The organism is Tenacibaculum finnmarkense genomovar ulcerans, from assembly GCF_900239495.1.
Classification (GTDB): Bacteria; Bacteroidota; Bacteroidia; order Flavobacteriales; family Flavobacteriaceae; genus Polaribacter; species Polaribacter ulcerans.
On the sequence record NZ_OENE01000015.1, the window covers coordinates 331,489 to 354,581 of the forward strand.

Sequence of the window (23,093 nt, forward strand, 5' to 3'; positions counted from 1 at the left end):
TATGGAAGTATTTTGGTTTATTATCATCGCAATTGTTTTGGCGGTATTTTTTATTTTAGATGGCTATGATTTTGGTACAGGAATCATTCATTTATTTATGGCGAAAAAAGAAAAAGACAAAGAAGTTATTGCTAAATCGGCAGGTTTGTTTTGGGATTCTAACGAGGTTTGGCTAGTTGCCGCAGGCGGAATGCTTTTTATGGCATTTCCTACATTTTATGCCTCGGTTTTTAGTGGTTTTTACCTGCCTTTAATTATTGTTTTATGGCTGATTATTTTCAGAGCGATTGGGCTAGAATTTAGATCGCAGTTTAACGTTCAAATGTGGAAAGATATTTGGGATACTTCTTTTGGAGTTTCGAGTTTATTGCTTGCCTTATTTTTTGGAATCGCCTTAGGAAATGTAATTAGAGGCGTTAATTTAGGCGGTGTTGAAAACGGAATTTCTGCCTATGAAGCTCATTATTTTTTCTTACCTCTTTGGAATAACAGCTTTAGTCCACTAGCTGAAAACCCTGGCGTTATTGATTGGTTTACCCTTGTTATCGGGATTATTGCGGTGGTTACTTTAGCTATTCACGGTGCAAATTGGATTGTTTTAAAAACCAATTCATCTATTAATGAAAAATTAAAGAAAACCGTTTTTAAATTAAATATTTTACTGATTGGTTTAACGATATTTTCATTAATTATCTGGCAAATTGTAAACCCTAACTCCTTAAATAATTTTATTGAAAATCCTTTTTTATTGGTGTTTCCACTGATTTATATTTCAGGATTAGTTGGCTTATTTTTTGTACAGAAATTCAACAACGAAATATATGCGTTTGCTTTTTCTACCTTACTGATTTTAGGAGGAATAACCGCTTCATTAGCATCACTATTTCCTGTAATTTTACCATCAACAAATACCGTAAACGACTCTTTAACTATTTACAATACAGCTACCACTACCTACGGATTATCGGTAGCAACTTACTGGGGTGCGGTTGGTTTTATCTTACTTTTTGTATATATGATTGTGCAAAAAAAGATTATGGGCGGAAAAATAGACAACATGGATTACGGACATTAACTAGCTAAAAACATTAAAAAAACAGTATGACCGCTACTTTAATTTCGTTAATTAGTATTTTAATAGGAATATTTGGGGCAAATATAATGGGCTATTGTTTCAAAAAATATTCCTTTGGGCTTACAGGAAATACCATCGCTGGAGTTTTTGGGAGTGTTTTTTTAATTAAATCTTTTGGACGATTAGGTTTTAGCCCTAAATTTATAGTTCAAGTTGAATACATTAATTACGCCTTATTTTTCCTGAATAGCATCGTTTCTTTTTTCGGTGGAGCGCTTGCTGTTTTTTTAATTTATCAACTAAAAAATAAACTCGGTAAGAAAAAATACTAATAGGGTACAAATGCCTAGCCCCGATTGTAGCAATTGTTTGAGCTCCTTTTTTTTATTTAAAAAAAAGAGCGAGTGCGGAAAGCGGGAAATTGCTTCAATTAAAAAATAAATATAACTTGATTATCAGCCTATTTCCTACTATTATTGCATTGTTAAATACGATAAATTTAAAAGTTTTTTTCAATACAATTTACTATAAATCAATAAACAACGATGAAAAAGTCAATTTTACTTAATTTTTCTTTCTTATTTTTACTATTTCAGATAAGTATTAGTACTGCCCAAGAAAATTTTAAAACTCCTTACGGAAACAATAAAAAAGCAGGGGAATTCGTAAAAATAAATGGTACAAAAATTTATTATGAAGCCTATGGAAAGGGCGAACCTTTGCTGATAATTCATAGTTGTGGTACCGATATTAAGGCGATGGAATATCAAATTGATTATTTTAAAGCGCATTACAGAGTTATTACTGCCGATAGTCGCGGGCAAGGAAAATCGAAGTTAAAAACGAAAAAATTAACCTACGATTTAATGGCTGAAGATTGGGAAGAATTGGCAAAACATTTAAAATTAGACAGCGTAAATATTCTTGGCTGGAGCGATGGTGGAATTATTGGTTTAAAAATGGGAATCCGCAATAAAATTAAAATCAAAAAAATAGTAACCATGGGTGTAAATTTAAGACTAGACCCTACTGCTGTTAATAAATGGGCTATTCAACAGGTAATTGATATGCACTCTCAATCCATAAAAATGCTGAAAAAAGGCGATACTTCTAAAGACTGGGAAAAAGAATTGCAATTAGACCGTTTGTTGTTAAACCAGCCCAATATAAGCCATGCCGATTTGAAAAAAGTTACTGCTGAAGTTTTGGTAACTATTGGCGATAGAGATATTATTAAAAATGAACATGCCGTGGAAATTTTTAATAATTTACCCAAAGCACAATTGTGTATTATGCCAGGTGCAAACCATGGAATCCCTCGTAATAACGCAACATTTTTTAACGAAATAGCTTTCAAATTTTTAAGCAATACCTTTGATTATTCGATGGATAAATAAAATAAAACAGGCTGTATTTATACAAAATATAGCCTGTTTTTCTTACATTTTTAAATAAAAATCTTTGGTAAGGTTTATATAGGCATCGGTATATTGATGTCTTTGTTTTTCTATAATTAATAGTTCTTTCTCAATTATTATCGCTTTATTTTCCTGATTATTATCTTCTTTTATTTCATCCGAAGAAAAAGAAAATGCTAATAAACTTCTTTTTATTTCTGAATTTTCAGTTCCTTTTACTCGGCATACTTTTTTCAAAAACAACTTGTGTTTTTTTGCTAAATCGACAAAATCAGCTTCTTCTTTAAAAGGAATAATTACCGAAAAAACACCTCTTTTTGATAAAATTTGCGCAACACCTTTTAGCAATTCTTCAAATGATAACGACGATGTAAAACGAGCTTTATTACGAGCTTCATTTTGAGTTTCAAAAGTATCGGTATAAAATGGCGGATTGGAAACAATTACATCGTAAAACTCCTGTTCTTCGGCTATTTCTTGAGCAAAATCGGCAAAAGAAGTATTGTAGCAAAACAAGCGATCGCCCCAAGGTGATTGCTCAAAATTAGCCACAGTTTGCTCGTAAGCATCGGCATCAATTTCAACAGCATCGACCGTCATGGCATCGCTTCGTTGTGCCAACATTAAGCCTATAACTCCTGTACCTGAACCGATGTCTAAAATGGTATCTGGGTATTCTGGTAATAAAGACCAAGCACCTAATAAAACGCCGTCTGTGCCAATTTTCATGGCGGTTTTATCTTGATATACTGAAAATTCTTTAAATTTAAATGGCTTCATTTATAGTATTTTTCCGAGGAAATTATCGGCATTAAAAAATAAGTACAAAACTATAATAAGTACTACGATTAAAAACAATCCTTTTTTTGATTCTGTTCTTTTGCGACTTCCAAAACGTCTTTTAAATTCCATTTTTTTATCTTTTAAATTAATTATGCCAACGTTTTTGTTGCTCGAAGCATTTCTCTTTTCCCTGGAGGTCCTGCCAAGCGTTCTACGGTAAAACCAACGGCTTGCATGGCACGACGCACGCTTCCTTTTGCGCAATAGGTTACTAAAATTCCGTTTTCATTTAAGGCTTCAAACATTTTTTCAAAAATTGCTTCTGTCCATAAATCGGGCTGATGTTCGGCAGCAAAGGCATCAAAATATATCAAATCGAATGCTGCTTTATCATCAATATCTTTAAAAAATTGCTGGCGTTTTGTTAAGCTAAATGTTGGGGTAATCTCGTGTTTTTTATCCCAAGAAAAATCGTGCATTTTATCAAAAACAGCCTGATATTTTTCAGCTTTTAATTCGGCTACGTAATTTAACTTGGCTACTTCTTGAGCTACCACAGGATAGGCTTCTACACCTACATAATTGACCTTTTTAATGCCTTCAGATTTGTTTTCTAAAAAAGTAATAAAACTGTTTAATCCTGTTCCAAAACCGATTTCTAAAATTGAAACTTCTGGTTTTGTTTGTAATGCCAATCCGCTTTTTATAAAAACGTGATATGCCTCTTGTATAGCTCCGTGTTTTGAATGATATTGCTCATCCCAATCTGGTAAATAGATGGTTGTAGAACCATCCGACGTAATAATTATTTCTCTTTTGATAATAAAAAATTTATTTTATGAATATTTCTAGTCGCTGTAATAAAATAGGTCATCCAAAGATATGTTATTTTTAATAATGTCATTTCGGTTTATTGTTAAATGACATAGTATTTTCGTATTTTTGCTGTATAAACACATACCTTTTATGAAATCTAATATTCGCGTTGAACTTGTAGAGAAATCAAAAATTGACACCGTAGACTTTAACAATTTAACATTTGGTAGTATTTTTTCCGACCATATGTTTGTTTGCGATTATATTGACGGAAAATGGAGCAATCCAACCGTTCAACCTTATGCAGAAATATCATTAAATCCTTCTTCGAAAATATTTCATTACGGGCAGTCTATTTTTGAAGGAATGAAAGCCTATAAAGATGCTGATAATAATACCTTATTATTTCGTCCTTTAGACAACTGCAAACGTTTAAACAAATCTGCTGAACGCTTAGTAATTCCTCAAGTTCCTGAAGAGTTATTTATGGCTGGTTTAGAAAAATTATTAGAAATTGACGATCAATGGATTCCTACAAAAGACGGAAGTTCATTATATATTCGTCCTTTTATATTTGCTTCTGGTGAAGGTTTTCACGCCTCGCCTGCGGATGCTTATAAATTAATTATTTGTACCGCGCCTTCTGGTGCTTATTTTGCTGGAGATATTAAGGTTTTAATTGAAGAAAAATACGCACGTGCTGCTAATGGTGGTGTTGGTTTTGCTAAAGCTGGTGGAAATTATGCTGCACAGTTTTATCCTACAAAATTAGCGACTGATAGAGGCTATCAGCAAGTTATTTGGACCGATGATAATACGCATGAATATATTGAGGAAGCTGGTGCGATGAATATTTTTATCCGAATTAACGATACCTTAATTACAAGCCCAACAAGCGATAGAATTTTAGACGGAATTACTCGTAAAAGTATTTTACAAATTGCGGAAGATCAAAAAATTTCGGTTGAAGTTCGTCAAATTACCGTAAATGAAGTGGTTGAAGCGGCTAAAAATGGTTCTTTAAAAGAAATGTTTGGTGCAGGAACAGCGGCAGTTATTTCTCCAATTAATGGTTTTGGATATAAAAATGAAGATTATGACCTTCCAAAAATTGAAAACGGATATGCAGCTCGTTTAAAAAAATACATTACCGATATACAAACAAATAAGGCAGAAGACCCTTACGGTTGGAGCGTTAAACTTTAATAAAATACATTTTTATACAAAGCATCAGGTGTTTACTTGATGCTTTTTTTATTTCATTCTTAAATAAGCTGTTATTTGAGTTCAAAATCAGAAAAAAGATTTTAAAATTACTGAAAAATTACTGAGAAAAAATGAAAAATACCCTTCCAATATTATTGTCAATTATAGTAGGTATTGCCTTGTCTTTACTTTGTTTAAATACTTTTTTAAAACCTACTACAAAAAAAAATACTTCCCCAAAAACCAAGAAAACCAAGGAAATCAAGGAAATCAAGGAAATAAAAGGCGTTAAAAAAACAATAAACGTTAAAAATGAAGCTATAAATACTGATGTGATGCAAAACAGTTACAGCAACTGGAAAGCATATATGAAGGAAAATATTGACTTAATGGCAACCTTTACTCCGATTGATAATCAAGGCGAAGAAATAACTAAAGACCTGTTTTTAACCTTACTACGAACAGGGAATTATGTTGTTATTAAATCTGACAAAGAAGGGCTTTTTCAATATGAATTAACGGAAATAAAAAAACCTGTTAATCAAAAAATAAAGAAAGCTATGATTGGTAAAGCTGGTATGGCGCATCAATATTTTAAAATGGAAGGTCAGAAATTACCAAATTATGATTTTGTTGATTTAGACGGAAAATCGCACAATAAAGAAGTGCGTACTGGTAAAATAACGGTTTTAAAATCGTGGTTTATTAACTGTAAAGTGTGTGTCGAAGAATTTCCTCAGCTAAATACCTTAGTTGACACTTACAAAAGTGATGATGTGCAATTTATCAGTTTGGCTTTTAATGAAAAGGAAAAATTAAAAGAATTCTTAAAAACAAAGTCTTTTAAATATGTTACTGTACCCGACCAAAAAAAATACTTATCTAAGCATTTAAAAGTAAAACAATACCCAACACATATTATTATAAATTCAGAGGGTGTTATTATTAAAATGGTTAACAATGTAAATACTTTAACGACAGAGTTAGAACGTATTTTAGAGTAAAAAAAGAACTCTTTATACAAAATATAAAATGAAGCCTCATATTTAATGAGGCTTTTTTTAAGCTTCTAAAATTGCTTTTATATTGGGTTTAAAATAATTTGATCCTTTTAAAACCTTACCATCTTCACGGTAAATTGGCTTGCCATTTTCATCTAATTTACTCATGTTGCTACGCTGAATTTCATTGAATACTGCTTCAATTTTATCCTGCATTCCATGTTCAATAATTGTTCCGCATAAAATATATAGCATATCGCCAAGAGCATCGGCAACCTCAACTAAATCGTTGTTTTTAGCTGCTTCTAAATACTCCTGATTTTCTTCTTTCATCAACTCAAAACGCAAGTTTTTTCTATCCTCAGTAATCGCAACCGTTGGTTTGTTTTGAATATTTACTTTAAATGCTTCATGAAATTTTTGTACTGCTTTTATTTTATCTTTCATTTTTAGTTGAGTTTTTAGCTGATTTATTAAGCTGTTTTTGTTTTTATCCGATTAATTCTATTTTAAATAGATACAATTACCAATTTGGCTATCTTCATTATAAAATCATTCTTTAACTTTGCCGAAAATACAATTTATGTTTATTCCTTTTGCCACCATAGAATTTACCACAGGTAGAATCATTTTTTCAAGCTTATTTGTGCTCGTTTTTGTTATCGCTATGTGTTATAGCTATATAAAAGATGCTAAAAATAATAAAAAACATTATAAAAATACCGCTTTATTTGTCGCTATAGGTATTGTTACAGCTATTGCCTTTTTATTACTTTCAAAATATTTAATTAACCGTTAAATTATTTTTTATCGATTTTATTTAATTTCTTAGGATAAAAAAATTACAACAGAAAAACATAAAATCGCATCCGTCAACCTGAATTTAGTCTTTATTTAATTTTTAAACAGGCTCTAAATTATTTTTATAAATATGGATTCATTAACACAAATTATTTTAGGTGCCGCTGTTGGCGAAGCTATTCTAGGAAAAAAGATTGGAAACAGGGCGATGTTTTACGGAGCAATTGCAGGTACAATTCCTGATTTAGATGTTTTAGCTTCACTTTTTACCGATAAAGTTACCGCACTTTATTTGCATCGTGGTTTTACACATTCTATTGTATTTTCGGTTGTTTTTGCCCCTATTTTTGCATGGATTGTAACCCGTTACGAAAAACATAAAAATATTAAAGATTGGACGTGGCTTTTCTTTTTAGGATTTATAACCCATCCTATTTTAGATGCTCACACCACTTGGGGAACACAGTTATTTTGGCCTTTTGATATTCGCCTGGCCTTTAAAACCATTTTTGTTGTTGACCCACTTTATACGGTTCCTTTTTTAGTGTTTTTAATTTTTGCGATGACACAAAAGCGGATAAGTGAAAAGCGTCGTTTTTATAATAAAATGGGATTAATCATCAGTTCTTCTTATTTAGTGCTAACTTTTTTATTAAAATGGTTGGCTTTTAATCAGTTTGAAAAAGCTTTAGAAAATCAAAACATCGAATATTTACAAATTGATACCAGACCTTCTGCTTTAAATACCATACTTTGGAGTGCTAATGTGCAAACAGAAGATGCCTTTTTATTGGCTAATTATTCTTTTTTTGATACAAAACCCATCACTTTTACCAAGCATTTAAAAAAGCATCATTTATTAGGAAATCTTTCTAAAAATGAATCGGTTAAACGGATGATTTTTATTTCTGAAGGGTGGTTTACCATCAATAAAAAAAATGAAGAACTTTATTTTAACGATTTAAGATTTGGGCTTTTAAGCATGAATCCAAATGCTGAAAATTTTGTTTTTAAATATAAAATAACAGTTGATAACTCAGGCGAAGTAATTTTTACAGAACAACCCAAAGATAATCGTGATGGAAAAAAATTACTTACTGAATTATGGACGCGTTTAAAAGGAAATTAACCCCCTTTATCAAAATCAAAAAAAACCGATACTAAAATAGCATCGGTTTTTTCATTTTATTAAGAAATCGCATTCTGAATTGCTGTATTTTTCCTGTTGATGTGATGCTGAAATAAATTCAGCATGACCAGAATTTAGTCTTTTTTAATTTTTAACAGGTAAAAAACTATGATTTTTAGCATAAAACTTCATTTGCTCTTCAAAGGTTTTAGGCTGAGTAACTTTTACATCGGTAATACTACCTTTTGCATCGGTTATCGGTACTAAAACAGGGTTTACAAAACCGCTATAAGGCGCAGAAGTAAATTGTTTATTACGCTCTAAAACTTCCTTGTGTAATGCCTGATCTACTTTAACACCATATCCTTCAACCAAGGCTTTTGCCGCATCAAAATCTCCTTCTGATTTAATTCTTTGCGCTTCTTTTAACAAACGACCGAAAATTTCGCGAAGTTTCATATAATCATGTACAACAAAATAGGTTTTACCATCTTTAATTACTTTTTCAATAACATTGTCTTTTTTTCCTTGTTCAAAAGCCCAAGCCGAAACCCATTGACGGTTTACCATGTGGTCTTCTTCAATATCATCACCTAATTTAATACGGATTAATTGCGCCATTAAACCATTTCTAATATACCCATCGTAAGCTGCTTTCCCTACTTCTTTCCAGTCAGAAACCAAGCCTAATTCTTGTAATTTAGGATCCATTAAATAATACAATCCTACTAAATCAGCCCTTCCTTCTTCCATGGTCGATGCGTAATTTTTTAAGGTTTCTTTTGGTTGCCCAATGCCTTTATTTATCTGCCCAGAAGCATGCCCGATTACCTCATGTAAAGCGGTGTGTAATTTATCAGCTAATTTACCGTGTGCAAGCTCTAAAGCTACTTCTTCTTTACTGTAAGCAAATTCTTTTAACCTTCCTGAACCCCCTGCATTTCCATAAGCGCCAATAATATTTCCTAACGAAACTGACTTTGAACCATGCTGCTGACGGATCCAATTATTGTTTGGTAAATTTACCCCGATTGGTGTACTTGGCGAAGCATCTCCTGCCTCTCCCGCTACATTTACGGTTTTATAAGATACTCCTACTACATTTTGTTTTTTATGTGCTGGCGATAACGGCGCATTATCTTCAAACCATTGTGCATTTTCAGATAAAACCTTCATCTTTTTAGACATGTCAAAATCTTTTATTTGCACCACCGTTTCGTACGAACCTCTATATCCTTTTGGGTCATTATATACTTCGATAAAACCATTTATCCAGTCAATATTTCCTTCTGTAGATGTTGCCCAAGCAATGCAATATTCGTCCCAAACATCTAAACTTCCTGTTTTATAATACTCCATTAACAAGCCTAAAGCCTTTGCTTGTTTTTGATTTTCGGCAACTTCTTTTGCTTTGTCTAACCAAAAAATAATAGTGTCAATTGCGCCACCGTACATTCCGCACGATTTCCATACTTTTTCTACTAATTTTCCGTTTTCACGAACTAATTTCGAGTTTAAACCCGCTTCTATTGGCTTACTAGCATCTTTTCCTTTGTACGCTGTTTTGTAAAAAGCTTCAACCTCTTTACTAGTAATATCTGCTCCGTAAAAATTAATTGCCGATGCCAAAACATTATCGACACCTGCTTTTTTATTTACTTTTTTAGCGTCTTTATCGTTAAAAATAACCTCTAAAGCTTCTTCGGATAAGTTTGCTTTTGTTTGCTTTAATAAATCTGCTAAATATTCTTTAGAAAAATCAGGTTTAATTTTATCGTTCGAATAATGATGATGAATTCCGTTCGAAAACCAAACACGTTTTAAATAGGTGGTAAATTTTTTAAAATCTTCACTGTTTTTATCGCCTGAAAAATTAGTATTAATATGCTCTAAAGCTTTTCTAATTTCAAGATTGTGACGGTAATTTTGATCCCACATAATATCTCGCCCTGCCAAACCTGCTTGGGTTAAATAATACACCAACTTTTTTTCTTTTAAGGTTAGTGCTTCAAATCCTGGAATTTGATACCTCAACACTTTAATGTCGGCAAATTGCTCTACCTCATAGTTAAATTTTAAAACATCAGAAACTTCTTTGTTTACTTCTTTACTTACTGCTTGTTTCGCGTCTTTTTTAGTGTCTAGCCCACAAGAAACTAATACGCTAACTGCAGCGGCAGTACAAAGTATTTGTTTGATTTTCATTTTTATGATTTTAAATTGTTTTTCTGCCGATAAAGATACAAATTTTAAAATTTAGGATGCTTAAAACAGCTTGTTGTATGGTCATTAACCATGCCTATTGCCTGCATATAAGCATACATTATTGTGTCGCCTACAAACTTAAATCCGCGCTTTTTTAAATTCGTTGAAATTTGTGTTGACAAAACCGTTTTAGCAGGTATTTCGGCAGTTGTTTTAAAGTTATTATAAATCGGTTTCCCTTGTACAAAACTCCAAATATAGGTTGAAAAAGACCCAAATTCTTTTTGAATTTCCATAAAAAGTTTAGCGTTTAAAATAGCCGATTTAATTTTTAACTTATGCCTTATAATTCCTTTATTTTGAAGTAATTCTTGGTATTTATCTTCATCGTAATTGGCAATTTTAGTGTAATCAAAATTATCAAAAGCGAGGCGAAAATTTTCTCGTTTCTTTAATATAGTAACCCAACTTAAACCTGCTTGAAAACTTTCTAAAATTAAGAATTCAAATAAAACAGCATCATCATATACGGGAACTCCCCACTCGGTATCGTGGTATTTTATATACGATAAATCATCCGTAACCCATAAACATCTTTTTTTCATTTTTGAATTTTTTGATTTTTTTAATTCTGAAATGTACTATTTAAATAGCTTAAAAAAATATGCTTGTTCTACTTTTTTTTATCAAAACTAAAAATATGATGATAAGCCTAGCCCCGATTGAGCAATTGTTTGAGCTCCTTTTTTGATTTTTTTCAAAAAAGAGCGAGTGCGGAAAGCGGGAAATAGCTCCAAATAATTTTTATTTTTATACGGATAGAAAAGATAATGTTAATTCGGTTTTTTGTTAGACACTAAACTTGGTGTAAAACTGTATATTTGCTTAAAAAATTAATACTATTATATGAAATTTTTACGAAATTTACTCGCATCAATTACAGGCTTTTTTATCGCCATATTTTTACTATTTTTCTTCTTTATCGCCATTGCCGCCGTTGTAGGCTCAGGGATGGGTTCTGATGAAAAAATCGTGGTAAAATCGAATTCTGTTTTACAGTTAGACTTGGCAATGCCTATAAAAGATTATGCGCCAAAAGATGATAATCCGTTAGCAGAAATCTTAGAATTAGCCGATGAAAAATTAGCCTTAAATAAGATTATAAATGCTATTGAAAATGCTAAAACCGATACTAAAATTAAAGGAATTAGCATTAAAACAATAGGTGTAAATGCTGGTATTGCACAAACACAAGCGATTCGAAATAAAATTGAAGAATTTAAAGAAAGTGGAAAATTTGTATATGCTTATAATGATGTTTATACGCAAAAAAACTACTATTTAAGTTCGGTTGCCGATAGTATATTTTTAAATCCTGTGGGCGCTATCGATTTTAAAGGATTATCAACAGAAATTTTATATTATAAAGATTTTGAAGATAAATTTGGTGTTAAAATGGAGGTAATTCGTCACGGGAAATACAAAAGTGCCGTAGAGCCGTATTTATTAAACGAAATGAGTGATGCCAACCGTGAGCAAACTACGTCTCTTTTAAAATCTATTTGGTCGGAAATTACGGCGGATGTTTCTAAAAGTAGAAATATTTCTGTTGAAAAATTAAATATTATTGCCGATAGTGCCAATGGTAGAAATGCCGAATTAGCTAAAGAAAATAAGTTAATTGATGCCATTATTTATGAAGATCAGTACAAAGAAAAATTAGCTATTAATACTGATAAAAAAGTACATACTATTTCTTTGGCTGATTATATAAAATCGGGAAAAGGACGCATTTCTTCTTCGGCTAAAAATAAAATTGCGGTTATTTATGCGCAGGGAGAAATTAGATATGCCAAAGGAAATGAAAATATTATTGGGCAAGAGGTTACCAATAAGGCCATTCGAAAAGCTCGTAAAGATAAAAATGTAAAAGCGATTGTATTGCGTGTAAATTCTCCTGGTGGAAGCGCCTTAGCTTCTGAACTTATTTGGCGTGAATTAGAATTGGCGAAAAAAGAAAAACCTTTAGTGGTTTCTATGGGGAATTTAGCCGCTTCGGGTGGTTATTATATTGCTTGTAATGCCGATAAAATTATTGCCGAGCCTACAACTATTACAGGTTCTATTGGTGTTTTTGGAGCAGTTCCGAACTTTCATAAATTAGCAGGTTTTATGGGGATTAACGCTGAGCAGGTATCTACAAATAGCAACCCTAATTACAGTGTTTTTGAGCCGATAAATGACAAGTTTTATAATGTTACCAAACAAGGTGTTGAGCATATTTATACCGTTTTTGTAAACCGTGTTGCCACAGGAAGAAACATGACTTTTGAGCAAGTAAATAACGTGGCTCAAGGACGTGTTTGGACAGGTAAACAAGCTATTGAAAATGGTTTGGTTGACCAACTTGGTAACTTAAATGATGCCATTGCTGTTGCTGCAAATTTAGCCGAAATTGAAAGCTATAGAGTACGTAATTACCCTGTTTACAAAAAAGATTTTAAAGAAGCTTTTAACCTTTCTCTTTTTGCAAAAGCATCAAAAGAAGATATTTTAAAAGAAGCTTTAGGTGATGAAAATTATGAGTTATATAACAACATTAATGCGCTAAAAAAATTAGAAGGAATTCAGGCTAGAATGCCATATATTCTTCAGATAAAATAAGTTTTTAGTAAATTTTATAAAAAAATCCTTGATACAAATTGTATCAAGGATTTTTTTTATGATAAATATTTTAAAATTTAGTTATAACTATAAACAACATCAACACGAATAGGTTCGTTGTTTTCATTTTTATTATTGCTTGTTGCAACACCTGTTCCTTTTACAGGATATCCGTCGGCATCATAGGTGTACTCAATATTTAACGTTCCTACAATGTTCTGATCAGCATCTTTATAGACTATTTTTGTTACATTATTTGTAGGCAATAACGCTCTTGCTTTTAAAACTTCTGACGCTTGCGTATTGATTCCAAAATCTAAAGAAACGCCATCTAAAATTTCAATAAGACCTGCTGATTCTAAAGTACCAAAGTATAAATTTGGGTTGGTATCGTAGGTTAATTCTGCTGTTTGAGTTTCCATAATATATTCGCCTGTTTCGTAATTATAAACCATATCACGAAAAGCAATTTTACTTGGATTTTTATTAGCGTCATATTCTAAAACATCTCCTGTTTCATATACATTATAAGGGGCTTTATATAAATTTTGAATCGCAAAATTTTCAGAATTACCGTTACCATCTCCTGCTTTTATAACACTTCCGTCGTTTAAATAGCTTACCGAAGCAGCTTCAGAACCTTCTGTTGCTGAAACATTTACTAATTTATTGTTTACATCATAAGTAAAACTAGAAGATGCCGACTCTTTACTATTCGCTTGGTTTATAGCTGTAATCGTTTTTAATGTTTTTCTCTTTGCTAACTCGTTTGCCTCTTTAAAATCGTCCGTAGCAGAACTCGTACAAGCAGTCATTAATCCGACTAGTAAACCGATTGCAAATACACTTTTTAACTTTTTCATTGGTTTTGAATTTTTAAATTAATTTTGCACGAAAATAGCGCATAAAAAAATACCTACAATATAAATTGCAGGTATTTTTGTGTTATTATTTTACTTTATAAAGCTTAAAATCAAATCGTAAGATTATTTCACAAGCTATTTTAAAGGCTATTTTACAAACCGAAATTTTCTTTAATTACATCAACATAATCTAATTTTTCCCAAGTAAATGTTTCTACTTCTTGCGAAACAGTTTCGCCCATCGGGTTTGAAAAAGTTACTGTTTTAACTTCTGATTTTCTTCCCATATGCCCGTAAGCAGCAGTTTCAGAATAAATTGGCGTTCTTAATTTTAAACGTTGCTCGATAAAATAAGGACGCATATCAAAAATGCTTTCTACTATTTTACTGATTTCTCCGTCTGTTTTATCAACTGTTGAAGTTCCGTAAGTTTCTACATTAATACTCGTTGGTTTTGCAACTCCAATAGCGTATGAAACTTGTACTAAAACTTCTTTACACAATCCTGAAGCTACTAAATTCTTGGCAATATGACGTGTTGCATAGGCTCCAGAACGATCTACTTTCGATGGATCTTTTCCTGAAAATGCGCCACCTCCGTGTGCTCCTTTTCCTCCGTAAGTATCAACAATAATTTTACGCCCTGTTAAACCTGTATCTCCGTGAGGTCCTCCAATTACGAAAACTCCCGTTGGATTAATATGATAGGTAATATTATCGGTAAATAATTTTTGAATATTCGCTGGTAATTTTGCTACTACTCTAGGTATTAAAACCGAAACAATGTCTTTTTTAATTTTTGCTAACATTACCGCATCATCGGCATTAAAATCATCGTGCTGTGTAGAAATTACAATCGCATCGATTCTTTGTGGCACGTTATCGTCAGAATATTCAATAGTTACTTGCGATTTTGCATCGGGGCGTAAATAGGTAATATCCGAATTTTCTCTACGTAATTCGGCTAATTCAATTAACAAACGGTGCGATAAATCTAAGGCTAACGGCATGTAATTTTCCGTTTCATCGGTGGCATAACCAAACATCATTCCTTGGTCTCCCGCTCCTTGATCTTCAGGGTTTGCTCTTACTACTCCTTGATTTATATCAGGAGATTGCTCATGAATTGCCGAAAAAACACCACAAGAACTACCATCAAACATATATTCGCTTTTGGTGTATCCTATTTTGTTAATTACATCACGTGCAATTTTTTGAACATCTAAATATGTTTTAGATTTTACTTCACCTGCTAAAACTACCTGTCCTGTGGTTACTAAAGTTTCACAAGCTACTTTTGATGCTGCATCAAAAGCTAAAAAATTATCTATTAAAGCATCAGAAATTTGATCTGCTACTTTATCTGGATGTCCTTCAGAAACACTTTCCGAAGTAAATAAATATGACATAAAACTGCTATTTTTTTAGATTAGAAAAAAAGAAAAACTTGAGATTGCTTAAATAACTTAAAAGGAGTAGATATTTACTGCTTTAGCTTTTTAGTATGAACTTTTTGTTCAATGAGGTTGCAATCAGTCAAATTTTTCCTCGAAAATTATGGGGCTAAGTTATTGATTATTTTACACACACAAAAACAAACTGACATCGAACTTGCATCGAAATAAAAATCAGTTAAAAAATAAAATAGAAACTATTGATATAATCATAATAAAAAGTAATTTTTGTAGAATTGCATTGCTAAAATATTTGATTACTTTTGTAGTATTATAAACAAGAAAATAACCTAATTAAACTATAAAAAAATGGCATTAGAAATTACAGACGCAAACTTCGAAGAGTTAGTATTAAAATCAGACAAACCAGTATTAGTTGATTTCTGGGCAGCATGGTGTGGTCCTTGTAGAATGGTAGGTCCTATTGTTGACGAAATTGGTAACGAATATGAAGGAAAAGCTGTTGTTGGTAAGGTTGATGTTGACAATAACCAAGAATTTGCGGCTAAATATGGTGTAAGAAATATTCCTACTGTATTAGTATTTAAAAACGGTGAAGTTGTAGACAAACAAGTTGGTGCAGCTCCTAAAAAAGCATATACTGATAAAATTGATGCTGCTTTATAAGCCGTATCTTTTTATAAGATATCATTAATATATTAAAAGGTTTGGCTATTTGTCAAACCTTTTTTTTATTTTCGAAAGATATGATTGATATCAAAACAATTTCTTCGGATATTAAAAACCTTGAATTACTAGCCAAACAAGTAGTTGAAGGTTTTATTACAGGCATACACAAAAGCCCTTTTCATGGGTTTTCGGTAGAGTTTTCGGAACATAAACTCTATAATAAAGGCGAAAGTACCCGTCATATAGATTGGAAGCTATTTGCTAAAACCGAAAAACTCTACATCAAAAAGTACGAAGAGGAAACGAATTTAAGGTGTCATATTATTATTGACAATTCGGCATCGATGCACTACCCTATTATTAAAAACCAAACAATCAACCACTTAAATAAAATTGGTTTTTCGGCAGTTGCCACAGCCTGCTTGATGGAAATTTTAAAAAAGCAACGAGATGCTGTTGGTTTGAGTATTTATTCGGATAGCTACGAATATTATGCCCCCGAAAAAGGAAGTGAACGACATCGAAAAATGTTATTGAATCAATTAGATAATTTATTAGTATCAACAAGTAAGACGAGTACAGAAACCTATCAATATTTACATGAAATAGCCGAAAATATTCATCGGCGTTCTTTGATCTTTTTATTTACCGATATGTTTCAGACTACAAAAAATGAAGAAGAATTATTTGACGCTTTACGACATTTAAAATTCAATAAACATGAAGTAATTTTGTTTCATACCTATGATAAAAAGACGGAATTGCTATTTAATTTTGATAATAGCCCCAAAAAATTTGTAGATATTGAAACTGGGGAAGAAATAAATTTACATCCTGATAACATTCAAAAACAATATACAGAACAAAGCAGTTTATTTTTCAAAAACCTAAAAAACAAATGCTTACAATACAAAATAGATTACATCCCTGTTGATATAAACGAAGGTTTTGACAAAATATTAACCGCTTATTTAATAAGTAGGCAAAAAAAACATCAATAATCTTTTTTCAATTAAGAAAAAGGTCTTATATTTGCACTCGCTTAGAGTAATTAGCAACGGTCTGGTAGTTCAGCTGGTTAGAATACCTGCCTGTCACGCAGGGGGTCGCGGGTTCGAGTCCCGTCCAGACCGCAATATTATTTTAAGTAAACAAGTACAAAGCTAAAAGCAACGGTCTGGTAGTTCAGCTGGTTAGAATACCTGCCTGTCACGCAGGGGGTCGCGGGTTCGAGTCCCGTCCAGACCGCAATTAGTTAAGTAAGTTAAAGTATTGCTACAAGCAACGGTCTGGTAGTTCAGCTGGTTAGAATACCTGCCTGTCACGCAGGGGGTCGCGGGTTCGAGTCCCGTCCAGACCGCAAAAGCTTCTCATTTATTTGAGAGGCTTTTTCTTTTTTATACCCTACTCTCTTTTTTAAATCTAAAATTACTTCGCTATACATTTCAAGTCGTATTTTTTAGTATTCCAAAAACAGCTTTTTTATATTTCTCCACCATTAATATTTACTATCAAACCACCAAAATATCACCAAACACTATTTATTTTTTTAAAAAAAAATAAAAACAACTAATAAAACTACTTATATTTGTCTTTTTATTTAGATTAAATAAATATAATGGATTTTAAAAAAATAATTTCGGAAACAAATACCAACGCTATTTACCTTATTAATGAAGATGGTAACATACTCGATTTTTATTCCGAAGAAAATCAATCTGATACGCTAAAAGAAAAAACAGCTACTTTTAACACCGCTATTTTTAATATGAGTAGTCATTTTTTAAGCACTTTTTACAATGCAGAATTAAAGGAACTTATATTAAAATCTAATACTCAAAATATACTGCTAATTAAACACGAGCAACATGTAATAGCACTTCTATCAAATGAAAATTTCAATATTTCATTAATAGAATTAATTTTAAAAAAGAATTTAACACCACCAACATAAAATAAGTAAAATGCAAAAAATTTTAGATGACTTAGTCAATAATGTAAAAGAAAACATCCCTGGTTACATCGCTATTAGTGTAGCTGAAATAGCTTCTGGTGAATGTCTTGTGTCAAACTCAAGCGTTCCTGAGTTTGACACAACATTAGCTGCCGCATATAATGTTGAAATAATAAATGCCAAACGAAAAGCCATAAAAACATTAGGTTTAGAGGAGAATTTAAGAGACATACACTTTAACCTTGATAAACAAATACATATAATTGATATTGCTCCTTCTGGGGAGTATTTTGTGTATTTAGCTATCGATTCTAAAAAAGCGAACATAGCACTTAGTAGAAAATTGTTAAACAAATACACTAAAGAACTAAACGATGAATTATAATGAGCTAATTTTAAAAGAGTGTAATTTTGATACTGAATTTATCGATTTTATTGATTTGTATCAAAATTTTTATAAAAATAGCATACTTGAAATTACCCCCAATCAAGTAGCTGAAAAAGTTGAAGTTTCTAAAAAACGTACTATTAAAGACTCCTTAGAGGATTTCTTTTTCACCCCAAAGTACAATATTTTAGATATTCTTAAATTAAGCAAGGCCTAAAATTATTATGTATACATTTTAAAAAGCTTCTCATTTATTTGAGAGGCTTTTTTTAATGGATTTGTTGGAAAACTTCTAAAAATTTCGCCCTGACAGATTTGTACTATACTTAAAAAAGGCGTTAATAATATATTAACTGAAGATTTTTCATTGTATAAATTTACTGATTTTTGTTTAAAAAAACCTCAAATTTAAAATACCATATATATATTGTATAAAAAAGGCTTTTACAATATCTTTGCAATTCTAAAATTCCCACTTGTAAGGGAATTAAACATAACACATATATAATGATTAAAATCACACTACCCGACGGAACGGTTAAAGAATTTGAAGTAAACAGCACGCCAATGGACGTTGCTAAAAGTATTAGTGAAGGTTTTGCTAGAAATGTAATTTCGGCAAATTTTAACGGCACAACTGTTGAAACCACTACCCCACTAACTACTGACGGTGCTTTAATATTGTACACTTTTAATGACAATGACGGAAAAAAAGCGTTTTGGCATTCATCGGCACACGTATTAGCTCAAGCTATTTTAACCTTTCATCCTGATGCTAAATTAACCATTGGTCCTGCAATTGACAACGGTTTTTATTATGATATTGATTTAGGTGACCGTGTTATTTCTGAAAAAGATTTTACGGCTATTGAGAAGAAATTCTTAGATTTAGCACGTGGAAAACATGAATTTAAATTGCGTTCTATTTCAAAAGCGGATGCTTTAGCGTATTATAAAGAAGCAGGAAATCAATACAAAGTTGAGTTAATTGAAAATTTAACCGATGGCGATATTACTTTTTGTGATCATAGTGATTTTACAGATTTATGTAGAGGAGGTCATGTTCCTAATACTGGAATTATCAAGGCCATTAAAGTGATGAACGTTGCTGGTGCGTATTGGCGAGGTGATGAAAAAAATAATCAATTAACACGTATTTACGGAATTAGCTTCCCGAAACAAAAAATGCTTACCGAGTATTTAGCGTTATTAGAAGAGGCTAAAAAACGTGATCATAGGAAATTAGGAAAAGAATTAGAGCTTTTTACGTTTTCACAAAAAGTGGGTGCTGGTTTGCCTTTATGGTTGCCAAAAGGTGCTGCACTTAGAGGTCGTTTAGAAGATTTCTTAAAGAAAGCACAAAAGAAAGCTGGATATGAAATGGTGATGACACCACATATTGGGCAAAAAGAATTATATGTTACCTCTGGTCATTATGAAAAATATGGCGCAGATAGTTTTCAGGCGATAAAAACTCCTAAAATGGAGGAAGAATTTTTATTAAAGCCGATGAACTGCCCACATCACTGTGAGGTGTATAACTTTAAACCACATTCATATAAAGATTTACCAAAACGTTTTGCGGAATTCGGAACGGTTTACAGATATGAACAAAGTGGTGAATTACACGGATTAACACGTGTAAGAGGTTTTACACAAGATGATGCTCATATTTTCTGTACACCAGAACAGTTAGATCAAGAATTTAAAGAGGTGATTGATTTGGTACTTTATGTATTTAAATCGTTAGGCTTTAAAGATTTTACAGCTCAAGTTTCTGTTAGAGACATGAACAACCCTGATAAGTATATTGGAGATGTTAAAACATGGGAAATTGCAGAGCAGGCTATTATTAATGCCGCTACCGATAAAGGCTTAGATTTTATAGTAGAACAAGGCGAAGCTGCATTTTACGGTCCTAAATTAGACTTTATGGTCAAGGATGCTTTAGGCAGAAGTTGGCAGTTAGGAACTATACAAGTAGACTATAATTTACCAAAAAGGTTCGAATTAAGCTATAAAGGAGCCGATAACCAACTACACGAGCCTGTAATGATTCACAGAGCCCCTTTTGGGTCTATGGAACGTTTCATAGCAGTGTTATTAGAGCATACAGGCGGAAATTTCCCGCTTTGGTTAACTCCAGAACAGGTTATCTTATTGCCAATCAGTGATAAATATGAAAAATACACGAAAAAAGTTTTAACTTTGTTAGAAAATTCCGAAATTCGCGCCCTGGTAGATAGCCGAAGTGAAAAGACAGGAAGAAAGATTCGTGATGCAGAAGTGAGCAAAATACCATTTATGGTGATTGTAGGCGAAAAAGAAGAGCAAGACGGAACAGTATCTGTAAGAAAACACGGTGAAGGAGATATTGGAACATTCACTATCGCTGAATTTATTGAGTTAATACAAAACGAAGTTAACAAAACATTAGTTCCTTTTGGAAACTAGAAACTAGCAATCTAAAAGACACTAAATAATAGTAATAACCTAAAATCATGAGTCATAGCAATTAGAAGAAGGGGCGGACGTAGACCGCTAAGGGTAATTAAAGAAGATCAACATAGAATTAATGAAAAAATTAAATATGTTGATGAAGTTCGTCTTGTAGGCGAAAACATCGAAGTTGGTGTTTATCCTTTAGAAAAAGCCAAAGAAATGGCCATTGAACAAGAGTTAGACTTAGTTGAAATTTCACCTAAAGCTGTTCCTCCTGTTTGTAAAATTATTGATTATAAAAAGTTTTTATACGAACAAAAAAAACGTGATAAAGCTTTAAAATCAAAGGCAACAAAAGTTATTGTAAAAGAGATCCGTTTTGGACCTCAAACTGACGAGCATGATTACGAGTTTAAAAAGAAACATGCTATTAAGTTTTTACAAGACGGTGCAAAATTAAAAGCATTTGTTTTCTTCAAAGGACGTTCTATTGTTTTTAAAGAACAAGGGCAAATTTTATTATTAAAATTAGCGCAAGAACTAGAAGAGTACGGTAAAGTAGAACAAATGCCAAAATTAGAAGGGAAACGTATGATTATGTTTATTGCGCCTAAAAAGGCTAAATAAACTAAAAATCGTTCACAATATATAAGCAAGATAAACTAAAACACAGAAATGCCTAAAATTAAAACAAAATCTAGTGCCAAGAAACGTTTCAAAGTAACTGGTTCTGGTAAGATAAAAAGAAAGCACGCGTTTAAAAGCCACATCTTAACAAAGAAGTCAAAAAAACGTAAACTTAAATTAAGACATGCAACATTGGTTCACAAGGCTGATTTAGCAAACATTAAGCAGCAATTAGTTTTAAGATAATTGTTAGCACAGGGAATTTAATTAACCATGGAGTTAGGCTTAAAAGAATTATCATCAAAATAATTTATTAATTATTGATAATCGCCTACTACAAAAAAACATTTGAATTATGCCAAGATCAGTAAATTCAGTAGCCTCAAGAAGAAGAAGAAAAAAAATCTTGAAGGCAGCAAAAGGGTACTTTGGAAGACGTAAAAACGTTTACACAGTAGCAAAAAATGCGGTAGAAAAAGCGATGACATATGCTTATCGTGACCGTAAAAATAATAAGAGAAACTTCCGTGCATTATGGATTCAGCGTATTAATGCTGGAGCTCGTCAGTATGGAATGTCTTACTCTCAGTTTATGGGTAAAGTAAAAGCTAATAGTATCGAATTAAACCGTAAGGTTTTAGCTGATTTAGCGATGAACAATCCAGAAGCTTTTAAGGCCATTGTAGAAAAAGTAAAATAAGTTTCATATACTTGCTTATACTAAAAACCCAAACTTAAACGTTTGGGTTTTTTTAAATCCCTTAGATTCCCATATTTACATAAAATTCTAACCAATGAAAATTCTAAGAATCCTATTACTAATTCTTATAACGCAAAACATTACTGCACAAAAGCGTTTATCTAAAGCACAAGTAGATTCATTACCAAACACTATTGAAAATCAATTTATTAAAGCGTATCGATTATCTAATAATTGGCAAGAATATAAGTTGATTAAACGTACACATTTTATCAATTTTCAAAAAAATATTTTAGATAGTGTTACTGCTATTAAAAAAGACGTGCTTGCTAAACAACTTCTGCTAGATACGCAATTAAAAAACACCAATACTTTAAAAGAAGAAATAGCTACTTTAAAAAATAGTTTATCTGTTTCTCTTGAAAAAGAAGATGCAATTTCAATTGCAGGCTTCTATTTAAACAAAACAACCTACAATACCATTCTTTGGAGTATTATTTGTGGGCTATTAATAGGCTTAGGTTTTTTCATTTTTAAATTTAACAGCAGTCATTCAATAACCAAAGAAACAAAAGGTTTACTCGTTGATGTTGAAGAAGAATTAGAACAGTATAAAAGAAGCTCAATTGATAAAGAACAGAAATTAAGACGTCAATTACAGGACGAAATTAATAAACAACGTGGTGTTTAATTAATTATTTTAATGTATTAAGATTTAAAAATTAAATAAAGACTAGATTCTCGTCATGCTGAATTTAGTTTAGCATCACATCAACAAGAGAACTACGGCAAATCAGGATGCAAACCTGAAATAAATTCAGGTTGACCGATGCGGTTTTTTATTTTTCTGTTATATTTTTTTTCAGATGAAATTTAAACAGGCTCTAAGAATACAAAAAACCTCAAGAAACAAATCTTGAGGTTTTTATGGTAAAAT

The 23,093-nt window shown here is 31.8% G+C and carries 26 protein-coding genes and 3 tRNA genes; 21 read left to right on the forward strand and 8 right to left on the reverse strand.

Translation table 11 applies throughout. The annotated features are described in order from the left end of the window. The first annotated feature begins 1 nt into the window (after window position 1). From cydB to DPIF8902391_RS06585, 3 genes are all read left to right on the forward strand, one after another. On the forward strand, window positions 2-1,075 hold the full coding sequence (gene cydB / locus DPIF8902391_RS06575) for a cytochrome d ubiquinol oxidase subunit II (RefSeq protein WP_172505368.1): 1,074 nt from the start codon (window positions 2-4) through the stop codon (window positions 1,073-1,075). A 26-nt stretch (window positions 1,076-1,101) separates the two neighbouring features. Beyond that, window positions 1,102-1,407 carry a hypothetical protein gene (locus DPIF8902391_RS06580; RefSeq protein WP_172505369.1) on the forward strand — a complete coding sequence of 102 codons (306 nt, stop codon included), beginning with the start codon at window positions 1,102-1,104 and terminating at the stop codon, window positions 1,405-1,407. Between the two features lie 213 nt (window positions 1,408-1,620). Beyond that, window positions 1,621-2,472, forward strand: a complete 852-nt coding sequence (locus DPIF8902391_RS06585; RefSeq protein WP_058885793.1) for an alpha/beta fold hydrolase — start codon at window positions 1,621-1,623, stop codon at window positions 2,470-2,472. Between the two features lie 42 nt (window positions 2,473-2,514). Here the strand turns inward: DPIF8902391_RS06585 and DPIF8902391_RS06590 are convergent, their stop codons facing one another. The 3 genes from DPIF8902391_RS06590 to mnmD are packed head-to-tail and all read right to left on the reverse strand — an operon-like array spanning window position 2,515 to window position 4,097. Beyond that, window positions 2,515-3,273 (reverse strand): tRNA1(Val) (adenine(37)-N6)-methyltransferase, encoded by a 759-nt coding sequence (locus DPIF8902391_RS06590; protein WP_172505370.1) that lies wholly within the window; start codon window positions 3,271-3,273, stop codon window positions 2,515-2,517. Continuing rightward, complete coding sequence (locus DPIF8902391_RS12550) at window positions 3,274-3,405, reverse strand: hypothetical protein (protein ID WP_256444444.1); 132 nt, start codon at window positions 3,403-3,405, stop codon at window positions 3,274-3,276. Window positions 3,406-3,425: 20 nt separating this feature from the next. After that, window positions 3,426-4,097: a tRNA (5-methylaminomethyl-2-thiouridine)(34)-methyltransferase MnmD gene (gene mnmD, locus DPIF8902391_RS06595; protein ID WP_058885795.1), complete on the reverse strand. Its 672-nt coding sequence runs from the start codon at window positions 4,095-4,097 to the stop codon at window positions 3,426-3,428. 145 nt (window positions 4,098-4,242) lie between these two features. Between mnmD and DPIF8902391_RS06600 the strand changes: the two genes are divergently transcribed. Further along, the gene (locus tag DPIF8902391_RS06600; protein WP_101955603.1) at window positions 4,243-5,298 is read left to right on the forward strand and encodes a branched-chain amino acid aminotransferase; all 1,056 of its coding nucleotides are present in this window, start codon (window positions 4,243-4,245) and stop codon (window positions 5,296-5,298) included. A 131-nt stretch (window positions 5,299-5,429) separates the two neighbouring features. Then, window positions 5,430-6,302 (forward strand): TlpA family protein disulfide reductase, encoded by an 873-nt coding sequence (locus tag DPIF8902391_RS06605; protein WP_172505371.1) that lies wholly within the window; start codon window positions 5,430-5,432, stop codon window positions 6,300-6,302. A gap of 57 nt (window positions 6,303-6,359) precedes the next feature. On the opposite strand, the gene DPIF8902391_RS06610 is transcribed toward DPIF8902391_RS06605, so the two are convergent. Further along, window positions 6,360-6,746 carry a pyrophosphohydrolase domain-containing protein gene (locus DPIF8902391_RS06610; RefSeq protein WP_058885798.1) on the reverse strand — a complete coding sequence of 129 codons (387 nt, stop codon included), beginning with the start codon at window positions 6,744-6,746 and terminating at the stop codon, window positions 6,360-6,362. Window positions 6,747-6,864: 118 nt separating this feature from the next. On the opposite strand from DPIF8902391_RS06610, the gene DPIF8902391_RS06615 reads away from it, so the two are divergent. Both DPIF8902391_RS06615 and DPIF8902391_RS06620 read left to right on the forward strand, forming a co-directional pair. Next, window positions 6,865-7,098 (forward strand): hypothetical protein, encoded by a 234-nt coding sequence (locus tag DPIF8902391_RS06615; protein ID WP_232119078.1) that lies wholly within the window; start codon window positions 6,865-6,867, stop codon window positions 7,096-7,098. A 132-nt stretch (window positions 7,099-7,230) separates the two neighbouring features. Next, window positions 7,231-8,229, forward strand: a complete 999-nt coding sequence (locus tag DPIF8902391_RS06620; protein WP_058885800.1) for a metal-dependent hydrolase — start codon at window positions 7,231-7,233, stop codon at window positions 8,227-8,229. A 144-nt stretch (window positions 8,230-8,373) separates the two neighbouring features. Here DPIF8902391_RS06620 and DPIF8902391_RS06625 read toward each other — a convergent pair whose 3' ends face one another. Together DPIF8902391_RS06625 and DPIF8902391_RS06630 are read right to left on the reverse strand one after the other, a co-directional pair. Further along, window positions 8,374-10,434 (reverse strand): dipeptidyl-peptidase 3 family protein, encoded by a 2,061-nt coding sequence (locus DPIF8902391_RS06625; RefSeq protein WP_172505372.1) that lies wholly within the window; start codon window positions 10,432-10,434, stop codon window positions 8,374-8,376. 44 nt (window positions 10,435-10,478) lie between these two features. Next, window positions 10,479-11,039, reverse strand: a complete 561-nt coding sequence (locus DPIF8902391_RS06630) for a DNA-3-methyladenine glycosylase I (protein ID WP_172505373.1) — start codon at window positions 11,037-11,039, stop codon at window positions 10,479-10,481. A 301-nt stretch (window positions 11,040-11,340) separates the two neighbouring features. Between DPIF8902391_RS06630 and sppA the strand changes: the two genes are divergently transcribed. Continuing rightward, window positions 11,341-13,098, forward strand: coding sequence for a signal peptide peptidase SppA (sppA, locus tag DPIF8902391_RS06635; RefSeq protein WP_172505374.1), 1,758 nt, complete (start codon window positions 11,341-11,343; stop codon window positions 13,096-13,098). 77 nt (window positions 13,099-13,175) lie between these two features. On the opposite strand, the gene DPIF8902391_RS06640 is transcribed toward sppA, so the two are convergent. Both DPIF8902391_RS06640 and metK read right to left on the reverse strand, forming a co-directional pair. Further along, window positions 13,176-13,961: a hypothetical protein gene (locus DPIF8902391_RS06640; RefSeq protein ID WP_172505375.1), complete on the reverse strand. Its 786-nt coding sequence runs from the start codon at window positions 13,959-13,961 to the stop codon at window positions 13,176-13,178. A gap of 152 nt (window positions 13,962-14,113) precedes the next feature. Further along, a complete protein-coding gene (gene metK, locus DPIF8902391_RS06645) occupies window positions 14,114-15,370 on the reverse strand; it encodes a methionine adenosyltransferase (RefSeq protein WP_172505376.1) in 1,257 nt (418 codons plus the stop codon). A 354-nt stretch (window positions 15,371-15,724) separates the two neighbouring features. Here metK and trxA point away from each other — a divergent pair, with 354 nt between their 5' ends. The 13 genes from trxA to DPIF8902391_RS06710 all read left to right on the forward strand — a co-directional run bounded on the left by trxA (window position 15,725) and on the right by DPIF8902391_RS06710 (window position 22,847). Then, complete coding sequence (trxA, locus tag DPIF8902391_RS06650; RefSeq protein WP_058885805.1) at window positions 15,725-16,042, forward strand: thioredoxin; 318 nt, start codon at window positions 15,725-15,727, stop codon at window positions 16,040-16,042. 80 nt (window positions 16,043-16,122) lie between these two features. Then, on the forward strand, window positions 16,123-17,046 hold the full coding sequence (locus tag DPIF8902391_RS06655) for a DUF58 domain-containing protein (protein ID WP_172505377.1): 924 nt from the start codon (window positions 16,123-16,125) through the stop codon (window positions 17,044-17,046). A gap of 58 nt (window positions 17,047-17,104) precedes the next feature. Beyond that, window positions 17,105-17,178: transfer RNA gene (locus DPIF8902391_RS06660), tRNA-Asp, on the forward strand. Between the two features lie 41 nt (window positions 17,179-17,219). Next, window positions 17,220-17,293: transfer RNA gene (locus tag DPIF8902391_RS06665), tRNA-Asp, on the forward strand. A gap of 38 nt (window positions 17,294-17,331) precedes the next feature. Then, window positions 17,332-17,405: transfer RNA gene (locus DPIF8902391_RS06670), tRNA-Asp, on the forward strand. A 258-nt stretch (window positions 17,406-17,663) separates the two neighbouring features. Then, the gene (locus tag DPIF8902391_RS06675; protein WP_172505378.1) at window positions 17,664-17,999 is read left to right on the forward strand and encodes a hypothetical protein; all 336 of its coding nucleotides are present in this window, start codon (window positions 17,664-17,666) and stop codon (window positions 17,997-17,999) included. A gap of 10 nt (window positions 18,000-18,009) precedes the next feature. Then, entirely contained in the window at window positions 18,010-18,384 is a 375-nt protein-coding gene (locus tag DPIF8902391_RS06680) for a hypothetical protein (protein WP_172505379.1), read from the forward strand. After that, the gene (locus tag DPIF8902391_RS06685) at window positions 18,374-18,604 is read left to right on the forward strand and encodes a hypothetical protein (RefSeq protein WP_058885808.1); all 231 of its coding nucleotides are present in this window, start codon (window positions 18,374-18,376) and stop codon (window positions 18,602-18,604) included. Before DPIF8902391_RS06680 ends, DPIF8902391_RS06685 begins: the two co-directional genes overlap by 11 nt. 290 nt (window positions 18,605-18,894) lie before the next feature. Then, window positions 18,895-20,841 (forward strand): threonine--tRNA ligase, encoded by a 1,947-nt coding sequence (gene thrS, locus DPIF8902391_RS06690; protein ID WP_058885809.1) that lies wholly within the window; start codon window positions 18,895-18,897, stop codon window positions 20,839-20,841. A 96-nt stretch (window positions 20,842-20,937) separates the two neighbouring features. Next, window positions 20,938-21,456: a translation initiation factor IF-3 gene (infC, locus tag DPIF8902391_RS06695; protein WP_083501091.1), complete on the forward strand. Its 519-nt coding sequence runs from the start codon at window positions 20,938-20,940 to the stop codon at window positions 21,454-21,456. 48 nt (window positions 21,457-21,504) lie between these two features. Continuing rightward, window positions 21,505-21,702, forward strand: a complete 198-nt coding sequence (gene rpmI / locus DPIF8902391_RS06700) for a 50S ribosomal protein L35 (protein ID WP_058885811.1) — start codon at window positions 21,505-21,507, stop codon at window positions 21,700-21,702. 109 nt (window positions 21,703-21,811) lie between these two features. Next, window positions 21,812-22,156 (forward strand): 50S ribosomal protein L20, encoded by a 345-nt coding sequence (gene rplT / locus DPIF8902391_RS06705; protein ID WP_058885812.1) that lies wholly within the window; start codon window positions 21,812-21,814, stop codon window positions 22,154-22,156. A 94-nt stretch (window positions 22,157-22,250) separates the two neighbouring features. Beyond that, window positions 22,251-22,847, forward strand: coding sequence for a hypothetical protein (locus DPIF8902391_RS06710; protein WP_058885813.1), 597 nt, complete (start codon window positions 22,251-22,253; stop codon window positions 22,845-22,847). The last annotated feature ends 246 nt before the right edge of the window (window positions 22,848-23,093 follow it).